The sequence below is a fragment of the Actinoplanes lobatus genome, assembly GCF_014205215.1.
In the GTDB taxonomy this organism is placed as follows: Bacteria; Actinomycetota; Actinomycetes; order Mycobacteriales; family Micromonosporaceae; genus Actinoplanes; species Actinoplanes lobatus.
The window spans coordinates 7,305,334-7,322,420 of sequence record NZ_JACHNC010000001.1 but is presented as its reverse complement, the minus strand read 5'-3'; the positions used below and the strand labels follow the sequence as shown (position 1 = coordinate 7,322,420).

18 protein-coding genes, 1 pseudogene and 1 CRISPR repeat array are annotated in these 17,087 nt (G+C 69.2%); of the genes and pseudogenes, 8 read left to right on the top strand and 11 right to left on the bottom strand.

The features are described from left to right. Nucleotides 1-449 precede the first annotated feature (449 nt). From BJ964_RS33395 to BJ964_RS33385, 3 genes are all read left to right on the top strand, one after another. Nucleotides 450-1,127 (top strand): TetR/AcrR family transcriptional regulator, encoded by a 678-nt coding sequence (locus BJ964_RS33395; RefSeq protein WP_188124378.1) that lies wholly within the window; start codon nucleotides 450-452, stop codon nucleotides 1,125-1,127. Between the two features lie 148 nt (nucleotides 1,128-1,275). Next, nucleotides 1,276-2,526 carry an amidohydrolase family protein gene (locus tag BJ964_RS33390; RefSeq protein ID WP_188124377.1) on the top strand — a complete coding sequence of 417 codons (1,251 nt, stop codon included), beginning with the start codon at nucleotides 1,276-1,278 and terminating at the stop codon, nucleotides 2,524-2,526. A gap of 139 nt (nucleotides 2,527-2,665) precedes the next feature. Beyond that, entirely contained in the window at nucleotides 2,666-3,307 is a 642-nt protein-coding gene (locus BJ964_RS33385; protein WP_229807386.1) for a TetR/AcrR family transcriptional regulator, read from the top strand. A 141-nt stretch (nucleotides 3,308-3,448) separates the two neighbouring features. Here the strand turns inward: BJ964_RS33385 and BJ964_RS33380 are convergent, their stop codons facing one another. The 8 genes from BJ964_RS33380 to BJ964_RS33345 form a co-directional block, all read right to left on the bottom strand. After that, nucleotides 3,449-4,240 carry a hypothetical protein gene (locus BJ964_RS33380; protein WP_188124375.1) on the bottom strand — a complete coding sequence of 264 codons (792 nt, stop codon included), beginning with the start codon at nucleotides 4,238-4,240 and terminating at the stop codon, nucleotides 3,449-3,451. A gap of 77 nt (nucleotides 4,241-4,317) precedes the next feature. Next, nucleotides 4,318-5,274, bottom strand: a complete 957-nt coding sequence (locus BJ964_RS33375) for a DUF4192 domain-containing protein (RefSeq protein ID WP_188124374.1) — start codon at nucleotides 5,272-5,274, stop codon at nucleotides 4,318-4,320. A gap of 89 nt (nucleotides 5,275-5,363) precedes the next feature. Beyond that, nucleotides 5,364-6,581, bottom strand: a complete 1,218-nt coding sequence (locus BJ964_RS33370) for a hypothetical protein (RefSeq protein ID WP_188124373.1) — start codon at nucleotides 6,579-6,581, stop codon at nucleotides 5,364-5,366. Further along, nucleotides 6,578-7,255: a GGDEF domain-containing protein gene (locus tag BJ964_RS33365; RefSeq protein ID WP_188124372.1), complete on the bottom strand. Its 678-nt coding sequence runs from the start codon at nucleotides 7,253-7,255 to the stop codon at nucleotides 6,578-6,580. Before BJ964_RS33365 ends, BJ964_RS33370 begins: the two co-directional genes overlap by 4 nt. 70 nt (nucleotides 7,256-7,325) lie before the next feature. After that, entirely contained in the window at nucleotides 7,326-7,730 is a 405-nt protein-coding gene (locus tag BJ964_RS33360; protein ID WP_188124371.1) for a hypothetical protein, read from the bottom strand. A gap of 1 nt (nucleotide 7,731) precedes the next feature. After that, nucleotides 7,732-8,703 (bottom strand): DUF932 domain-containing protein, encoded by a 972-nt coding sequence (locus BJ964_RS33355; protein ID WP_188124370.1) that lies wholly within the window; start codon nucleotides 8,701-8,703, stop codon nucleotides 7,732-7,734. Between the two features lie 16 nt (nucleotides 8,704-8,719). Beyond that, nucleotides 8,720-9,076 (bottom strand): hypothetical protein, encoded by a 357-nt coding sequence (locus BJ964_RS33350; protein ID WP_188124369.1) that lies wholly within the window; start codon nucleotides 9,074-9,076, stop codon nucleotides 8,720-8,722. Between the two features lie 225 nt (nucleotides 9,077-9,301). Then, nucleotides 9,302-9,784 (bottom strand): hypothetical protein, encoded by a 483-nt coding sequence (locus BJ964_RS33345; RefSeq protein ID WP_188124368.1) that lies wholly within the window; start codon nucleotides 9,782-9,784, stop codon nucleotides 9,302-9,304. A gap of 172 nt (nucleotides 9,785-9,956) precedes the next feature. Between BJ964_RS33345 and BJ964_RS33340 the strand changes: the two genes are divergently transcribed. From BJ964_RS33340 to BJ964_RS33330, 4 genes and pseudogenes are all read left to right on the top strand, one after another. Beyond that, nucleotides 9,957-10,691: a hypothetical protein gene (locus tag BJ964_RS33340; RefSeq protein ID WP_188124367.1), complete on the top strand. Its 735-nt coding sequence runs from the start codon at nucleotides 9,957-9,959 to the stop codon at nucleotides 10,689-10,691. A 425-nt stretch (nucleotides 10,692-11,116) separates the two neighbouring features. Beyond that, a pseudogene (locus tag BJ964_RS49595) lies at nucleotides 11,117-11,359 on the top strand (IS3 family transposase); the annotation flags it as partial. Continuing rightward, nucleotides 11,360-11,548 carry a DDE-type integrase/transposase/recombinase gene (locus tag BJ964_RS49590; RefSeq protein WP_407650858.1) on the top strand — a complete coding sequence of 63 codons (189 nt, stop codon included), beginning with the start codon at nucleotides 11,360-11,362 and terminating at the stop codon, nucleotides 11,546-11,548. It begins immediately after the preceding pseudogene. Between the two features lie 66 nt (nucleotides 11,549-11,614). After that, on the top strand, nucleotides 11,615-11,722 hold the full coding sequence (locus BJ964_RS33330) for an IS3 family transposase (RefSeq protein ID WP_188124366.1): 108 nt from the start codon (nucleotides 11,615-11,617) through the stop codon (nucleotides 11,720-11,722). Between the two features lie 631 nt (nucleotides 11,723-12,353). Then, nucleotides 12,354-13,724: direct repeats of the CRISPR family, unit length 28 nt; unit sequence GGCTCATCCCCGCGTGCGCGGGGAGCAG. A 236-nt stretch (nucleotides 13,725-13,960) separates the two neighbouring features. Here BJ964_RS33330 and BJ964_RS33325 read toward each other — a convergent pair. The 3 genes from BJ964_RS33325 to BJ964_RS33315 all read right to left on the bottom strand — a co-directional run bounded on the left by BJ964_RS33325 (nucleotide 13,961) and on the right by BJ964_RS33315 (nucleotide 15,878). After that, nucleotides 13,961-14,209 carry a hypothetical protein gene (locus BJ964_RS33325; protein WP_188124365.1) on the bottom strand — a complete coding sequence of 83 codons (249 nt, stop codon included), beginning with the start codon at nucleotides 14,207-14,209 and terminating at the stop codon, nucleotides 13,961-13,963. A 353-nt stretch (nucleotides 14,210-14,562) separates the two neighbouring features. Continuing rightward, nucleotides 14,563-15,294, bottom strand: coding sequence for a phosphotransferase enzyme family protein (locus BJ964_RS33320; protein ID WP_188124364.1), 732 nt, complete (start codon nucleotides 15,292-15,294; stop codon nucleotides 14,563-14,565). Nucleotides 15,295-15,470: 176 nt separating this feature from the next. Then, nucleotides 15,471-15,878 carry a hypothetical protein gene (locus tag BJ964_RS33315; RefSeq protein WP_188124363.1) on the bottom strand — a complete coding sequence of 136 codons (408 nt, stop codon included), beginning with the start codon at nucleotides 15,876-15,878 and terminating at the stop codon, nucleotides 15,471-15,473. A gap of 351 nt (nucleotides 15,879-16,229) precedes the next feature. On the opposite strand from BJ964_RS33315, the gene BJ964_RS33310 reads away from it, so the two are divergent. Then, nucleotides 16,230-17,084 carry a helix-turn-helix domain-containing protein gene (locus BJ964_RS33310; RefSeq protein ID WP_188124362.1) on the top strand — a complete coding sequence of 285 codons (855 nt, stop codon included), beginning with the start codon at nucleotides 16,230-16,232 and terminating at the stop codon, nucleotides 17,082-17,084. Nucleotides 17,085-17,087 lie beyond the last annotated feature (3 nt).

Here is a 17,087-nt window from a genome sequence, read left to right as displayed (position 1 = left end):
CGTCCGGTCGATGCCGGCCGTGTACGTAGAGCTCGAACTCGCCTTTACCGACCTGTTCGTCTTCGTCGTAGTCCCGGTAGGCGGCCAGGGTGCGGACGACGCGGCGGCCTGGACGAACGCCCGTAGCTCCGGCGCCGGCGGGCTCGGCACGACGATGCCTGCCCGTTCGGCAGGCCGGCCAGCGTTGTGCCGGTGAATGCGGCTTCAATCCGGTCGAGGTCGTCTTCCACGACCGGAGCATCTCCGGTCATCAATGCGACGTGTCCGGTGGCGTGGCCTGCGCGGCCTGCTCACCGCGGGCTTGCCGTAGTTCCTGGTCGGCAGCGTCGCCGCCACCGCCATGGGCCTCACGATGGTCGTGTGCTCGGTCTCGGCGCTGGCCGTTCTGCCCGTGTGCGCTGCCCGCCTGTCGGCGCTCACCGCATTCTGTCGCCTGGGAGGGTGTCGAGGTGCCGTCGGCCGACCGCCGTCTTCAACCACGTCGCAAGGCTCGTCAGGTCCGCGCCGAGCTGCCCCGCGAGCGGATCCTGACCGCGGCTGCTCACGTTTTCACCGAGTACGGGTACGCCGCCGGCACCACCAACCGCATCGCCGAGCAGGCCCGTATCTCGATCGGCTCGCTGTACCAGTACTTCCCGAACAAGGACGCGATCCTCGCCCAGCTGCTGATCCGCCACATCGACCGCGGCACGTGGGCCGAAGCGGACCGGCTGGACCTCTCCCCGGGCGCCCTCCGGGAAACGGTCCAAGCCCTGGTCCGCGACGCGATCGACCGGCACGGCCGGATCCGGACCGCCCAGATCCGCGACCTGCTCTCCCGGCACCCGGACGTCCGCGTCGGCGACGTCGGTACGGCCGCCGACCTGATCCTGTTCACCATCGAGATGAACACGCACAAACTGATGGCCGCTCCCAGCGCGGTGCCGGTCGACACCTTCGCCACCGAACTGGTCGACATGGTCACCCGCTACCTGCGCGGCGACTGTAATCGACGGATACCCGGGTCGGGTCGGGGCACTTATCGGGCCGGCGGCCCCGCTGGCCTGGCAGCAGGCCCGCATCAGCGTCCGAGCTTGGTGATCTTGCGTGAAACTCAGCGGCCGGAACTCCGAGGAACCCGCTCCTAACGAACATGTTCGTTGCGAACTAGTTCCTTTGAGTGTATGTTTCTGACGAACGCGTTCGTTGACGTCGGTGATCCTGACCAACAGGCTCCGCGCCCGCCGTACCCGGCGGCCATCGATGGCCAGCGCCATCCACGAAAGGTGCACCACCATGACAACCGCAATCACCAATGCACGGGTCTTCGATGGGACCGAAGTGCTCGATGCCACGACCGTGCTCTTGAACGGCGGCCGGATCGCCGCGGTGGGCGGGCAGCCACCGGCAGACGCGGCGATCGTCGACGCGAAAGGCGCGACACTGCTCCCCGGCCTGATCGACGCGCACGTGCACACCAATTCCGCGAACCTGGCCCTCGCCTTGCAGTTCGGAGTGACGACCGAGCTGGAGATGCAGGGCACCAACACCCGGCACAACCGGGCCCACATCACCGAGAACGACACGGTCGCCGACGTGCGCTCGTCCGGCTTCGGGATCACCCCGCCCGGCGGACACCCCAGCGAGCTGTTCCCCAACGACTTCCGGCCCGGGCCGCCACCCGGCGCGACCCCACCTCCGGGGGCCGTCCCGCCGGTGATGCCGTTCTCCACCACGCCGGAACAGGCAGTGGCGTTCATCCCGCGACTGGTCGAGACCGGCTCGGACTACATCAAGTTCATGGTCGACGACGGCAGCGTCGAGGGCCACCCCGGCCTGCCCATGCTGGACCAGGCGACACTCGACGCGGGCGTGGCGGCGGCCAAACGGCACGGCATGCTCACCGTGGCTCACGCGCTGACCATCGACGCCACCCGGATGGCGATCGAGGCCGGGATCGACGGCCTGGCGCACCTGTTCATGGACCGGCCCCACACCGACGAGATCATCGCCCTGGTCGCCGGCTCCGGTGCGTTTGTCGTGCCGTGTGTGGTCCTCAACGCCTCGATGATGGGCATCACCGGCGGCGAGCTCGCCGCCGACTCCCGCGTGGCCTCCCGGCTGCCCGACGACTGGATGACGACCCTGCGCTCCAGCTTCGGCCACTACCCGCAGGGCAGCCTCATCGACGTACTCGCCTCCGTGAAGGCCCTGCACGCCGCCGGGGTCGACATCCTGGTGGGCACCGACGCGTCGGTGGCCCTGCCGTTCCTGGGCGGTCTGGCACACGGCGCCAGCGTCCACCACGAGCTGCAGTACCTCGTGCGGGCCGGTCTGACGCCCGTCCAGGCCCTGCGCGCGGCCACCAGCACCCCGGCCCGCCGGTTCGACCTCGACGACCGCGGCCGCATCGCGCCCGGACTGCGCGCCGACCTGCTGCTCGTCGACGGCGACCCCACCACCACCATCAGCGACACCCTCAACACCCGCGCTGTCTGGCGTCGCGGCACCCGGGTGTCCCTCAACCCCATCACCAGCGATTGCTGACCCCGCCCACAGGAGGACCAAGAATGCTGGTGCCGGCGAACGCGTTCGCTACGATCGCGTTATGAGCCCTCGTCGAGTTCCGGTCAGCCGGCGTGACCGCCCGGCCAAACCGCCGCTGAGCCGCGCAGGCGCCGTCACCGTGGCACTGCAGATCATGAACGAAGAAGGCTTGGAGCGGGTGACGATGCGCCGACTGGCCACCGAACTCGACACCGGCCCGGCCTCGCTCTACGTCTACGTACAGAACATGGCCGAACTGCACGGCGCCATCCTCGACGAACTGCTCGCCGGCCTACGCCTGCCCGATCCGGGCCAGGCTGGCGAAAACTGGCGTGCAGAGCTGATCGGGCTGCTCACCGACTACACGCGGCTGCTGCTCGCCCAGCCGAGCCTGGCACGGTCCATCCTGGCGCTGCGCCCGTCAGGCCCGCACTACGTGCACCTGGTCGACACGCTCCTCGGGCTTCTGCACGCCGGCGGCGTGCCGGTGGCACAGGCGGCATGGGGAGTCGACCTGCTCCTGCAGCACGGCACGGCTACCGCCGCCGAGCAAGCCATACGCAACGCGACGAACGAGGCGCAGCAGGAGCACGACGCATTCGTCGAGGCGCTGAACGAAGCAGCCGACGACGACTGCCCGAACATTGCCCGCGCCCGTAACGAGCTGTTCTCCGGCACCGGAATCCAGCGCCTGTCCTGGATGTTCGACGCGCTGATCGCCGGCATCTCCACCGTCGCGGTGACCGCGCCGGAGCCGTCAGCAACGAACAGGCCGTCGTAGAGACGCCTACCAGATAAGCCGATCGAACAGCACAGCACTTGCTGGCCCGGGGCTGTTGCGCGCTGCGTCCCAGCTGCTGGATCACCGCGATCCGGCATACCTATCGCTGATGGACCGACGGGGCACGGCCAAGCTGAAGGTTCACGTTCGCTCGGGCGTCATCGTGAGCTCGGCGGGCGGCATGCGCGCAGTGTCGTGGGCGATTCTGCGGCAGAGGGCGCAGGCGGGTCGGCCGTCGCGGCGGCGGCCGGCGGTGAGGCCGTGGTGGCATCGCGGCGACCGGTCGGGGACGGTCGGCGTCGTCGCGCGCGTAACGGTGACGGCCGTACGGGGAGCGAGTGGTGGTTGGTCGGTGGGGGTTGTGTCTAGGTCTTGGTAGGTGGCCAGGTCCTGAGGACCGTGCGCCGGAGTCCTTGAGGACCGTGCGTCGCGGGTTTCGGTGGTCCTTGAGGACCGTGCGGGCGGCGGGGCGGTGTCGGTTGCCGCACCGTCCTGGGGACCGTGTATCGGGGTGCGAGGGTGGGTGGTCCGGCCGCGGTGGCGGTCGCTGAGCTGCCGGGTGTGGTGGGTGTGCTGGGTGGGTGTCCACACATCAAGGTCGTCGCGGTCGAGCAGGTCGGTGGGCAGGGTGAGCCGGTATTCGTCGGCGCGTCCCCGGCCCGCCCCGGCGGCTTCGAGGTGGATGAGGCCGAGGCGGCGGAGTAGGGCGATGACGTCGCGGGCGGTGCGGTATTCGATTTCGAGGTCGACGGCGAGGCGGGCGATGCCGGGGCGGATGCGGGTGCCGTCGCTGTCGGCGTAGTTGGCGAGGCGGTAGGCGACAAGTTTGATGCGGGCGGCGCTGTAGGTTTTGCCGAAGGCTTTGACTGTGCCGAAGCGGATGCGGGCCAGGATGTCGGTCCATTCGCGGACGGTGACCGGGATCTGTTCCACGGGTGGTCTCCTCAGAAGCACGAAAAGGGCAACGGGGAGCAGCAATCGAGTGCTGCTCCCCGTGCCGGTGGTGAGGGTCAGTCGTGCAGGACGCGCCGGATGTCGGCGGGTTCGGCGCCGGCGCGGATGAGCTGGTGCAGGGTGGCGGCGAGTTGGTTGCCGGGGTCGGCGGTGCGGGCGCGGGTGGCGGCGATGTCGGCGAGCGCGCCGCGGCCGGCCTGGATGGCGGCAAAGGCGAGCAGCAGTGCGGGGCCGCTGGCGGTGTGGATGTCGGCGCGGCGGGTCAGGGCGGTCCACGTTTGGATGTGGGTGTCGTCGCCGTGCACCCGGCGGGCGGCGATCGCGCGGGGCTGTTCGACGGAGAGCAGGTGCAGCAGCAGAGCAGCCCGGTCGTCGGGGAACCCGCGGTCGGCGTTGGTGGCGAGGGCTTCGCCGATGAGCGTGTGCAGCAGGGTGTCGAGCTCGCTGCGGGCGATGTCCGGCTGCTGGCGGCGGATGAGGGTGTTGAGGTGGGTGACGGCGTGGGTGAGCGCGGCGGTCATGGCGTCGCGTTCGGCTCCGCCGATCGGGTCGAGGTGAGCGGCGAGCGCGGCCCGGTCAGGTAGTGCGGTCAGACCGTGGTAGGTGGCGTGCGCGGCGGCGGCAGTGGTATGCGGGTCGTAGGGGATGCCGTTGGCCGGGTGCCCGTGATGCGGGCAGCCGATGTGGTAGAGCCGGCCGTCGTGGATGTGGATGACGTCGATGACGGTGATCCCGATGCCGGTGAGGGCATGTTCGAGGTCGTCGACGGTGGCGGTGACCGGTCCGGGGGCGCCGTAGCCGACCAGCAGCGTGGTGGCGATGTGTTTGTCGGCGAGGATGCGGGTCAGGTGGTCGGCGGGTTCGCCGAGGCGCAGCGCGGCGATGAAGACGACCTGCTGGTCGCGCATCGCGAGGACGGCGACGGCGTCGTTCGGGTGGTAGCCGAACAGGTAGGGCACGATCGCGGCGGCGTCGGCGGGTTCGGTCAGGCGCAGGGTGACGGGTTCGGGCATCGTGGTTCTCCGTTTCCGGGCGGGGCCGGACACGGGCAGCCCGGCTGGCGCCGGGCGTGCCTGTGCCCGGCGCGGGCTGGGTGGATTGGTTACTGCTGGCCGAGGATGCGTACGGTGGTGCTGGGTTTGATGGGTGCGCCGTCGGGTCCCTTGAGGAACGGGTCGATGTCGACTGGGCGGCGCAGGGTGCGGCCGGGTCCGTAGGGCTGTTGGCGGGTGTGGGCGCTGACCCAGTAGCGGTGGTCGGGTGTCGCGCGTGCTGCGCCCGTACCGGTGCTGGTTGTGGTGGTGCGACGGCCTGGCGCTTTGATGCGCAGCGTGCGGATCTGCGGGGGTTTGCGGCCGGCCCGGCTGTAGGCGCGGCTGATCGGTGGGTCGGCGGTGGTGGTTTCGGCCTGGGTGAGTTGCTGGGCGATGATCAGCCAGGTGGTGGCGAGGATGGCGAGGGGGTCGCCGCTGTCGAGGGTGTCGCCGATGGTGATGTCGGCGGTGTGGGCGGGGATGAGCCAGCCGATCTGATGCCGTAGTTCGGCCAGTGCTGGGGCGGGCAGGTCGGGGGTGAGGCTGCGGTAGGCGGTGAGCTGCCAGCCGCCGGGTCGGGGTGTCCAGGAGGCGGCGGCCAACTGGTGGCGGCCGACGGGATGTGGCCAGGTGAGCAGGCCGCTGCCGGCGGGCACGATCCGGTCGGTGACAGCGACGGCGGGCAGTTGCTCGCCGGCGGTGGCGGCCAGGGTGGTGAATTCGGGGTCGATCCAGTACAGCCTGGCCTGCTCAAGGCTGTCGGCCAGGTTCAGGCGTGACGGGAACCGGTCCAGAAGGTGCGGGCCGCGCAGCAGGTGGGTGAGGCGGTCGCGGATCTTCGGCAGGGTGCCGGCTTTGAGGTGGGCCGGTGGCCAGATGCCGGTGGTGAGCAGGGTTCGGCCGGGAGCGCGAGTGCCGACGATGGCGCGGTGGATGGCGGCGAGGATCCGGGTTCGCGGATCGGTGGCGGGCCAGCCCATGACGGTGGCGCAGCGGCGGGTGAGGGTGTCCGGGTCGTCGCGTTCGATGAGGGTGGCGCAGTTCCAGCAGGTGTGCCAGCGGGTGGCGTAGATCTGGCTGGCAGCGATGGAGTGGGCTTCGATCTGGTCGGTGTGGTAGGCCCAGATCGGCTGGCCGATGCTGCACAGGTGGCAGCGCCGGTAGACGTCGGCGAGCTGGTCGGCGGGCACCGGTTGTGGGGTGTGGCCGGTAGAGGTGACCGGGTGTTCGCCGCCGGGGTTGAGGGCGTAGCCGCAGACCCGGCACGCCAGGTCGTCGCCGATCATGCGGTGGGGTGCTGGTCGCGGCGGCGCGGGCCGTGCCGTTCGGCGTTGCGGGGCATCCGCATCCGCGGTTCGTAGGTGACACAGGTGCCGCGCCGGTGTTTGGCGTGGTGCAGGGCGATGTCGGCGCGGTGCAGCATGTCGGCGAAGGTGATCAGGTCGGTGCCGTCGTTGACGGTGATGCCGGCGCTGGCCTGCAACCGGACGGTGATCTCGCCGTCGTCGGTGTACAAGGTGGCCGGATCGGTGAGGTGATCGAGGGCCTCCGTGACAGCCGTGATCTCGGCGGCAGGCAGGACGAGCAGGAATTCGTCGCCGGACAGTCGGGCGGCGAATCCGTACGCCTCCTGGGCGATCGTGGAGAGCCGGTCGGCGGCGGTGCGGATCACCGTGTCGCCGACGTGGTGGCCGTAGGTGTCGTTGAAGGTTTTGAACCGGTCGAGGTCAACCAGGGCCAGCACGGTGGGGTGCCGGTCGATTTCGGCGCGCTGCACGTAGAACTGTTCCGCGCAGCTCCGGTTGGGCAGACCGGTCAGCGAATCGTGGTTACCGGCGTGCTGGGCGGCCCGCAGTAGCGCGCGGGTGGCGGTGATGTTGTCGGTGAGCCGGCGGATCCTCGGCCGGCTGGTGAGCCGGCCGAGCAGAATGCCGAGCGCGACCGCTGTCAGCAGTCTCATCAGGGTTTCCTTTCTCGGGAAACGGCGACGGCCCGCCGGAGAACCAGCGGGCCGTCGGGTGAAGGGGAAGTCAGTGGGTGTGGTCGAAGATCCGGTCGCGGCGGGCGGCCGGCAGCGCGGCCAGCCGGTCGGCCAGGGCCGCCTCGGCTTCGGTCAGTGGCGGTGTGTAGGCGTCCAGGTAGTCCTGCCGGGCCGGTTCACGGTCGGCTTCGATGGGGTGGTCGCGCAGCCGCTGCATCGCGACGACCGGATCGCGGGTCAGGCGGGTGCCGCCGATCCGGTAGCCGCTGGGCAGATTCGCGGCGTCCAGAGCGGCGATCAGGCAGGATTCAGCCGTCATGTAGTGGGCGAACACCTCATTGCGGTGTACCTGCTGCTCGCGGGCCCGCAGCGCGGCCCGGCCGGCGAGCCAGCGTTGCTGAGCGTCGTGGGTTTTCCTGGCGAGGGCGAGCAGGACGGCGCGCAGCGGGTCCATGTCAGACCGCCCGGACCAGGTCGAAGGCGCGCTTCTTGAGGCCGTGAGTGGTGCCGTCGGTGAGGACTTTCACGGCGCGGGCGTCGTCGTCGGCGGTGGGCTGGAAGTGGTCGAGCCATTCGACGATCGCCTGGTAGCCGGCCCAGGCGGTACCGCGGATGTTCTCCTGGGTCGGGGCCTGTTCGAACAGCATGCGCAGATCCCGGTCGCGGGCCATCGTGCGCAGGAACGCCTGCTCGGAGGCGTCGTCGTCGAGCGGCCACAGCCGGCCGGCGACCGCCTGCAGCTGCCATTCCAGTTGTTGTTCGATCATGTGCTCGGCTTCGGCCTGGAACCGGTCGAGGTAGACCGGCACCAGGTTGAGCGCCTGCCGGATGTCGGTGAGTTTCGCGGTCACGTCACCGGTGTGGCGCAGCGCGTACTCCCCCACGTTGTCGCCGAACGCGGCCGCCTGCGTGTTCGCACACACGATCCGCACCGGGGTGACCAGGATGCGAATCTGGCGGGATCCGTCGTGGGTGGTGCACATCGCCAGGTACAGGTCCAGGTCGTCGACGCCGGCGACCCGCATGGTCTGCGGCAGCCGCATGGTGACGAACACTTCCCGGCCACCGCGCAGACTGCCCGCGGTCTCGAAGTGGGCGCCGGTCTCGTCGACGATGAACTCGAGCAGGCCCGCGGCCTGCTCGTTCTGCACCACCTGGTAGCTGCGGCCGACCACGCCGAGAACCTCCCGGGCCCCGGTCTTCGGATGCCGGCGGGTGGTCGCCCACTTTCCCGCCACCGGGACCGCCGTGCCGACCGTCTGCAACGGCTCCTTCCGCACCTCCCAGCCACCCAGGTAGGCGGCCTGCATCACCTCGGCCGCGGTCAGGCAGCCGGTGGTGACCGTGCCGAGCCGATGCCAGGCATCCTGGCGGGCGGACACGAACGCGGCCGTACCGTCAGTGAACTGTTCGATCAGATGCGCCATCGTGGTACTCCCCTGGTCAGTGGTGGATGGACAGGTAGGCGTCGCGGAACAGCCGGCACGCCTCGGCGAGACGGGTAGCGGCGTCCGTCAACGGCTGGTGGCTGCCGGGCAGCTGGCCGGTGACGTGCGCCAGGTCGGTGACCGCCTGATCGAGGGCATGCAGCAGCCGGGCGGTCTCGGCGGGCGTGTTGACCGCGACCCGGCCATGCTCGACGGCGGCGGCCAGATAGCCGGACACGTGCAGCAGCACCTCGATCGCGGTGCCGGTGTGCGCCGGATCGACCGGCGCGTCCGGGCCGAACATTCGGTCGAGGGTCTCGGTGAGCCGATGCGTCTCCTGCAGACGCGGCAGCCCCACCCAAAGCTGAATCATGGAGTTCCTTCCTGTGCTTGAGGCACGACGACGAGGGCGACCACGAAAGTGGCCACCCTCGGATGGACGTGGTGTTCGCCGCCGGTCATCCGGCTACCGACCCCCACAAAGGGGGGTGGGTAGGCGCCGGATCACGGCAGCGGGCGGGCAAAGTACAGAAATTTCGGTACGGCGACGCTAACCGGCGCACCTGTCAGCGCCCCGACAGAACCTGACAACCCCAGGTCAACCGCTACGGAACACCAGCACGTCGGCGTGGTGTCGTGCGGTGAACGCCTTGATGCGCCGAACCAATCGCAGCCCGCACGGTGCTGCTGCGTCGGCCAGCATGCGGCTCGCGACAAAGTCGGCACCGGCCAGGATGACGACCGCCCGGCCGAACGGGACGAGCTTCGCGGCACAGCCGGCGAAGAACCCGCCAGCCTGGAATCCGGGTCGCGGCAGGCAGAGCACGATCAGCGCCGTCCGGTGCGAGCCGACAGCAAAATCAGCGAGCGTACGGGGTACGCGCGCCCGCCCGCACTCGCGCGCCGCCTCCGCCAGCACATCATCCCTGGTGAGGTCCAGCATGGGGGCGCCGTCGCGTGCGTACTCGACGACGATCCGTCGCGCCAGCTCCAGCGGCAGCGCCTGTCCCGGCTCGGCGGCGGGCAGCCGCCACACCGTGATCGGCACGGGGATCTCCGGTTGAGATTCGGTCATGGTCACGAGCCCCGCGTCGGGCACGGCGTACTGACATGTCCCAGACGCCCCGTGTCAGCCGTCCCGAACGGCGGCGTGACCTGACACGACCTGTCCGGACCTGACAGCACCCTCTGGTGTCAGGCGGTGGTGCGCGAATGGGCCTCCCACCACTGCCGCAACTCATCGGGAGTCGCTGATGCCTCGTACCGTTCTGGCCGTCGCCGAAGACGCGTTCCGGCTACTCACCTGCGAACCATCGCCCCTGACGTTCGACGGCCGACCCGTCACCGCACTACCCGACCGCGACATTCCGGTAGGCGAACTGCGGGACCTGCTACGCCGGCGCACCACCGACACGGTCCTGACCGACGCGGTCTGGCGACAGCTCGCCGCCCACGCCCGCGAGTTGGGCCCCGCCTGGGTGGTCGCCGCGGTCGGTATCGCCCTGCCCGGACTGACCAGGATGGCGGCCCGCCTGTCAGCCGGTCGCCGCCGGTTCGCCGACGACATCGACTCCGAACTGGTGGCCGGCTTCCTGCACGCCCTGCGTACCGACGACCTGGAGCAGCCGCGCGTGTGGCTGCGCTGGTGCTGGGCTGCGTGGCGGGCCGGCCTCAAGGCCGGTCAGGCCGATGACCTGCTGGAACTGCCCGCCGAGATGCCGGTCGGTTCCCGGACACCGCATCGCCCGTACGGGCATCCGGACCTGATCCTCGGCCGCGCCGTCATCGCCGGTGTCCTCACGCCCGCCCAGGCCGAACTGATCGCCTCGACGCGTCTGGACAACGTGCTGGTCGAGCAGATCGCGGCCGCCTCTGGTCAGCCGGGCGCGACCGTCCGCATGCGCCGCAAACGCGCCGAACGCAAGCTGGTGGCGGCGCTGGAGCGCGGTGACCTGGCCGTTCCTCGCTTGTCGCCCGCGCCGGCATGATTCCGGCGACACGCCCCACCGTCAAATAAAAACGATGATTGTCAATGCAAACTGCGACGGCCGGACAACTCCTGTTGTTCGGCCGCGACGACGGCCGTTTCGGACTCGCGGTGACCGACAACGGACGTTGTCGACCGACTCTCAGGACGACAACGTCCGTTGTCGACGATCATAGGGAGGCAACATGTCGACGGTCAGCGCCGCGAAACGCGCTGACGAGCAGCGTGCCGGCCGTAGCGACGCCACCGGCGGCGAGCTGAACGGTGCCGACCGCGACAAGCTGGTGTTCTGGCGGTCAAGGGCAGGCAGGGCTACGACGATAAGCAGGCTGCCACGCCGGCGAGACAGACCCGGGAGGCCGACGACGAGTACCTGGCCGAACTGGATCCGGCGATCCGGGCCGAGCATCCGGCTACGGGTCGCCGCGGATCACCGCCGAGCTGCGCCGCGGGGGGCTGCGGGGGCTGCGGGTCAACCGCAAACGCGTCAAGCGGACGATGCGTGAACGCGGGATCGCCGGGATAACCCGCCGTCGACGGCGGTCACTGACCAGGCAGGATGAAAAGGCCGCGTCGGCGCTGGACCTGATCCGCCACGATTTCACCACGATCGCAGCAGGCCGCAAGCTGGTCGGGGACATCACCTCCCTGCACACCGCTGAGGGCTGACTGCACCTGGCGGCCACAATCGACCAGTTCAACCGGGAGGTCGTCGGGCATGCCATGGCGACGCACATGCATGCTGAGTTGGTCTGCGATGCCGTCGATCTGGCTCACCGCCGGGGTCTGGTCCGCCCGGGCGCGATCTTCCACTCCGACCCCCGGCAGTACACCTCGAAGGACTCCGCGCCACGCTGACCAGGCTCGACATGCGGCCGCCAATGGGCCGGTACCGGGTCCTGTTTCGACAACGCTGGCGCTGAATTGTTCTTCGCCAGCCTCAAGGCCGAGATCGGCACCCGCGTCTTCGCCACCCGTGCCGAGGCCCGCCGGAAGGTGTTCGCCTGCATCAACTACTACAACAACCAATGATTGCATTCCACCACGAACTATCAGACACCACGCGAAGCGCGTGTCTGTTATCGTCCACCCATCGCCCTCGCGGCATGAAACTCCGGTGTCCGGTCCCGGGGTGGAACCTCAGAGGGGCGCGGTATGCCGCTACTGCTCCCCGCGCACGCGGGGGTGATCCGTTGCCCGTCGCGGTCTTGTCGGTGCGGGCCTCCTACTCCCCGCGCACGCGGGGGTGATCCATCATCATCTGTCACGGCTGCCGTACCGTGGAGTTGCTCCCCGCGCACGCGGGGGTGATCCCCTGGCCGTCCTCGCCGCGATCCAGCACGTTCACTGCTCCCCGCGTACGCGGGGGTCATCCTTATGGGCCTGATGGAAACAATTTTCGTTCTCATCTGCTCCCCCGCGCACGCGGGGTGAACCGCACTCCCCCAGTCAGCTCCCGCTTGATCAGGAACTGCTCCCCGCACGCGGGGCGCGGACGGGTGATCCCCCCGGCAACGGTCGTTGTCGCGATGCGGGCCGTCCTGCTCCCCGCGTGCGCGGGGAGCAGGAGGTCCAGGATGGCCTGCTCACCTCCAAACAGGGATCACCCCCGCGTGTGCGCGGGGAGCAGGGCCCGTTGAGCAGGCCGCGCCCCGAGCCAGAGGGATCATCCCCGCGTGCGCGGGGAGCAGGCTGGCTACCGCCGCGGGCGCGGGATCCGCCACCGGATCATCCCCGCGTGCTCGGGGAGCAGGGCTCGCAGCGGGTCTCCGTCAGCGCGAAGAAGGGATCATCCCCGCGTGCGCGGGGAGCAGACCGGCGGCCGAGCCGGTCCCAGCGGCGCACGGGGATCATCCCCGCGTGCGCGGGGAGCAGCTGGTTTCCAACACCTCCGGCGACTCGCTCGACGGATCATCCCCGCGTGCGCGGGGAGCAGATGACCCGGACCTGCCGGGCCGAGTGTTCCGCAGGATCATCCCCGCGTGCGCGGGGAGCAGGGTGAGCACCCGGTCGGCGTCGCGAACCTCGTGGGATCATCCCCGCGTGCGCGGGGAGCAGCTGCAGCTGCTGGGCCGCACCACCGACCAGTACGGATCATCCCCGCGTGCGCGGGGAGCAGCACGTCGGCAACCCGGTACGGGCCGGTCAGGTGGGCTCATCCCCGCGTGCGCGGGGAGCAGTGATGGGTTGGGTCATGTGCTGGTCACTCCGTAGGCTCATCCCCGCGTGCGCGGGGAGCAGGGCCGAGCGTGTGGTGGGCGTGCTCCATGATCCGGCTCATCCCCGCGTGCGCGGGGAGCAGCCCGGCCGGGGGTCGGTGATCAGCTTCGCGACCGGCTCATCCCCGCGTGCGCGGGGAGCAGATCCGTTCAAGAAACGGCCCCGTGGTTGGACGTGGCTCATCCCCGCGTGCGCGGGGAGCAGATTTTGTTCGGGTCTTTGACCGACGGATTCAGCGGCTCATCCCCGCGTGCGCGGGGAGCAGTCGACCGGCCAGCCCAGTGACTGCGGAGAGTGAGGCTCATCCCCGCGTGCGCGGGGAGCAGCTGAAGACCATTCCCGGGAAGATCGCCGACCACGGCTCATCCCCGCGTGCGCGGGGAGCAGTCGGCACCGCGGTCCCGGGCCGGCGAGACGCCGGGCTCATCCCCGCGTGCGCGGGGAGCAGGCTCGCCGGATCGCCTGCATGGACTGGTTTGTGGGCTCATCCCCGCGTGCGCGGGGAGCAGAATGGTGATGTTCCCGGCGACGACCAGGTTCCCGGCTCATCCCCGCGTGCGCGGGGAGCAGGCGGCCTTGGCGTTCGCCCGCTGCATACCCGCCGGCTCATCCCCGCGTGCGCGGGGAGCAGAGCCAGTCCGAGCGCGGCAGCCTCATCGGTCAGGGCTCATCCCCGCGTGCGCGGGGAGCAGACGATTGACAGGCGCACGCTGGCGGTCGGCTCGGGCTCATCCCCGCGTGCGCGGGGAGCAGCAGTTGGAGTCCGTGCAGTGCTCGCTGATGTTGGGCTCATCCCCGCGTGCGCGGGGAGCAGACTAATTCACCTGCAGCGTTGAAGATCAGGGTCCTAGATTTTGTTCACTTGCCTTTGCTGGGGTACAGCCTACGCTGGGCGGCCGGGACCTCCGAGCCAGCGGCGTTTCGCGGCGTGACGTTGGTCGATTAGAACAAGCTCTGGCACGAAGTCTAGAACCCGAGCGCCAGGTACGTACAAAGTGCACAAATCGTGATCGTGTTGGGTGGTGCTGCGAGTTTCGCCATGCCCCAGCTTCACCACTGCTCGTCCAGTTCAGCGAGATGACGGCGAAGTTCGCGGGCATCGCGTCGTGGCAGGGCCTGGCTGACCATGTGCAGCAGGCGGCGTAGCTCCATCGGATCGGGGCAGCAGGCAAGGACCCCGCAGCCGGATGCCGGGTCAAACAGCCGGTGATAGGGGTCGCGCAGGAAGCGTGTCCAGGCGTCGAGGGCATCACGGGCGGCGCCGGGCCAGAGCCGGGTGCGTTCGAGGTGCGCGATCACGGCGCGGCCACGTGGGCTGAGATCGGGGAGGCCCGAAAGGGGTTGCTCAAGGCGGCGGTGTGTGGCGGCGCGCACTTGCGCCGGTGGTCTACGCGCCATAGCCCTTTCTGGTGATCGTCATGGCGACATGGTCGCATGTAATGACGGGGATAAACCAGGACGCCTTAACACCGACCTGGTGGCGCTGGTCATCATCCCGCTCGAACACGACGATGAGGGATGCATACGGCTGCCCGGGTAGCGGGCCATGAGCGGAGCGTGCTGGACGAATGCGGCACGAAGACCGGCCATCGGCGCGCGATCCGGTTCTCGTTCGCCGTTGTCATCTCGCCCGATGTTCCTCGAACGCGTTGTCAGACCGGTCGAACTTCGGCGAGCCGCTTGACCGAGTAATCGTCCTTCCAGCAGACGGCGGCCTCCCAGGCGGCCTCGGCTTGCGCGGCGATGTCGTAGGCGTCGTCGTCGAGGCCGGCGGCGTTACCGGGCAGCACGAGATCGAGGTCGGGTACGTCGACGTGCGTCTCGTCCCAGTCGATCAGCCCGACGTGATCCGCGGTCATGCGAATGTTGCCGGGGTTGGGGTCGCCGTGCACGACACAGGTCTCACGTCCGGCGAGCCGTGCCCACACCGCCCGGCACCGGGCAACACCTTCCGGGGGCATCGCGCCGAGGTCGATCTTCGTCCCGGTCTCGGCGTGCAGGAGATCGGTCGACGATCGCCAGCCCGGGCGCTGCGGCCAGCCGCGCGTCAACCGGTGCAACTCGCGGAGCACGCCGGCCACGCGACGCCAGTCGGCGGCCGTCTCGGGCGGTCCGCCCTCCAGATAGGGCATCACCACCAGACCGTCGACGAACAGCCGTCCGTCCGCGGTCGGGATCGGCACCGGCACGGTCAAACCTTCACGATCGAGGTGTTGAAGGAGCGCCATCTCCCAGGCGAGATCGGCGTCGCTCCTGCCGCCGAGACGACCGACCGCGAGATGTCCGCCGACGCGCACGCTCCACACGTCGTTGGCGACTCCCCCAGCGAGCGGCTCGACGCGAACGGCGTCTTCACCCCACTGCCCGAGCGCCTCCCATCCCATTCGTCAGACCTTACGGGTTCCGAACATCAAGGACATCCAGAGCGTCGGCCACGGGGGGTCACCGAAGGACGTCACCGACCGTGGAATTCAGCAGCGACAGGGGTGGTCAGCCCGGATTCGTATGTCGTTCAACGACGACCCGCATGCGCTGCCGCCGCCGTCACCTTTGTGCGGCATCATCGGTGGCGCGCTTCCGGCGTCACAGCCAGATCAGCGGGTTCGGCGTTCGGCATGGCCGGGAGGCCGGCGGTGACCAGGAATGCCTGCAGGGTCGCCGCCAACGCGTCGATCCGGTCCTCTTCGACGAAGGCGTAACCGTGCCCGGCCAGCGTGTCGGCGACACGTTCGGCCATGGCGTGCGCGTTCTGCTCCATCGATGCTCTCTCCTTCGGGTACGGGTGACCGCCCGGCGTACGGATCGCGGGCGGTATGCGGCGGTCCGCCGCCTGACGGGCCGGAACGGGAATCCAGCGCAGGAATCGTTCGACCAGTTCGGCGACCGGCTCGCGTTCCAGCGGACCCAGGGCGGCGTGCTCGAGTTCGCGCCACATCCAGGCGTAAAGCTGCGGCAGGTCGCGGCTCATCGTCGCGACCAGGTGTTCACGGGCCGGATCACACGGCCAAGACCTTTCACAACCAAGGCAGAGGTACGAGCACCGGTCCGGCTGATGGCGGGCACCGTCTACCTCGGTGGTGGTTCTCGAGTCCATGGTGACCCCCTGTGCCGGGAGGGAACGTCGAGTATGGATCGGCTGGCGACCAGCTCGGTACGGCAAGAGTGGCACCGGCAGCGTCGGCCGTCAATCTTATGCCGTAACTTCTTGCTGCCCGTTCGGGTGAATCGTCATAGGTTCTACGTACGAACCGTATTGCCAGCGGCATAGGAAGTGGGAGGATGACGTCGATCGATTTCCACGGTGGAGGAGGAGCCTGCCATGGCACGACCGATCGGCCCGACCATCCCCCGGTGGCAGCTGGGTGAACAGCTCAGCCAGCTCCGCTCCGCCGCTGGCAAGTCTCAGCAGGACGCCGCGAACCGGCTCGGCTGCTCGGTCAGCAAGATCCAGAAGATCGAGGCGGGTGAGGTCGGGACCAAGCCCGTCGAACTGGAGGCGCTGCTCGCCCTCTACGGAACTCCCGACCCACTGCGCGACCAACTGATGGAGCTGCGCACGCTCGGCGCCCAGCGCGGCTGGTGGTCCAAGTACGGCGCAGTGCCCGCTCCGTTCGCCACGTTCCTGGGCTTGGAGAGCGCCGCCACGAAGATCCGAATCTTCGAACCGCTCATGGTCCACGGCCTGCTGCAGACCGCCGACTACGCTCGCGCCCTCGCCGAGAGTGTCAATCCTCCGTCGACGACCGCGGAGGTGGACCGCCAGGTACAGATTCGGCTGGAACGTCAGGAGCGAGTCTTCGGCGAGGATCATCCAGAACTCTGGGTCGTGCTTGACGAGGCTGTACTACGCCGCCATATGGGTGGCCCGGAGATCATGGCGAAGCAACTCGATCATCTGTTGAGGCTTCCGAAGTGGGTGACCATCCAAGTCGTTCCGTTCACGGGTGGCGGATATCCGGGAGCCTTGGGTGCGCTGACCGTCTTCGAGTTCCAAGACGACCTACACACGCCCGTCGTCTATATGGAATCCCAGGCCGGGAATCTGTACCTCGAACGAGAGGATGACCTCGCAAGGAGTAATCTGGCGATGAACCACATCACCGCGGCAGCTCTCAGCAAGCAGCAATCACGCGAACTGATCACCGCGGCGGCCCGCCAGCTCGCGCCACAGTAGGAG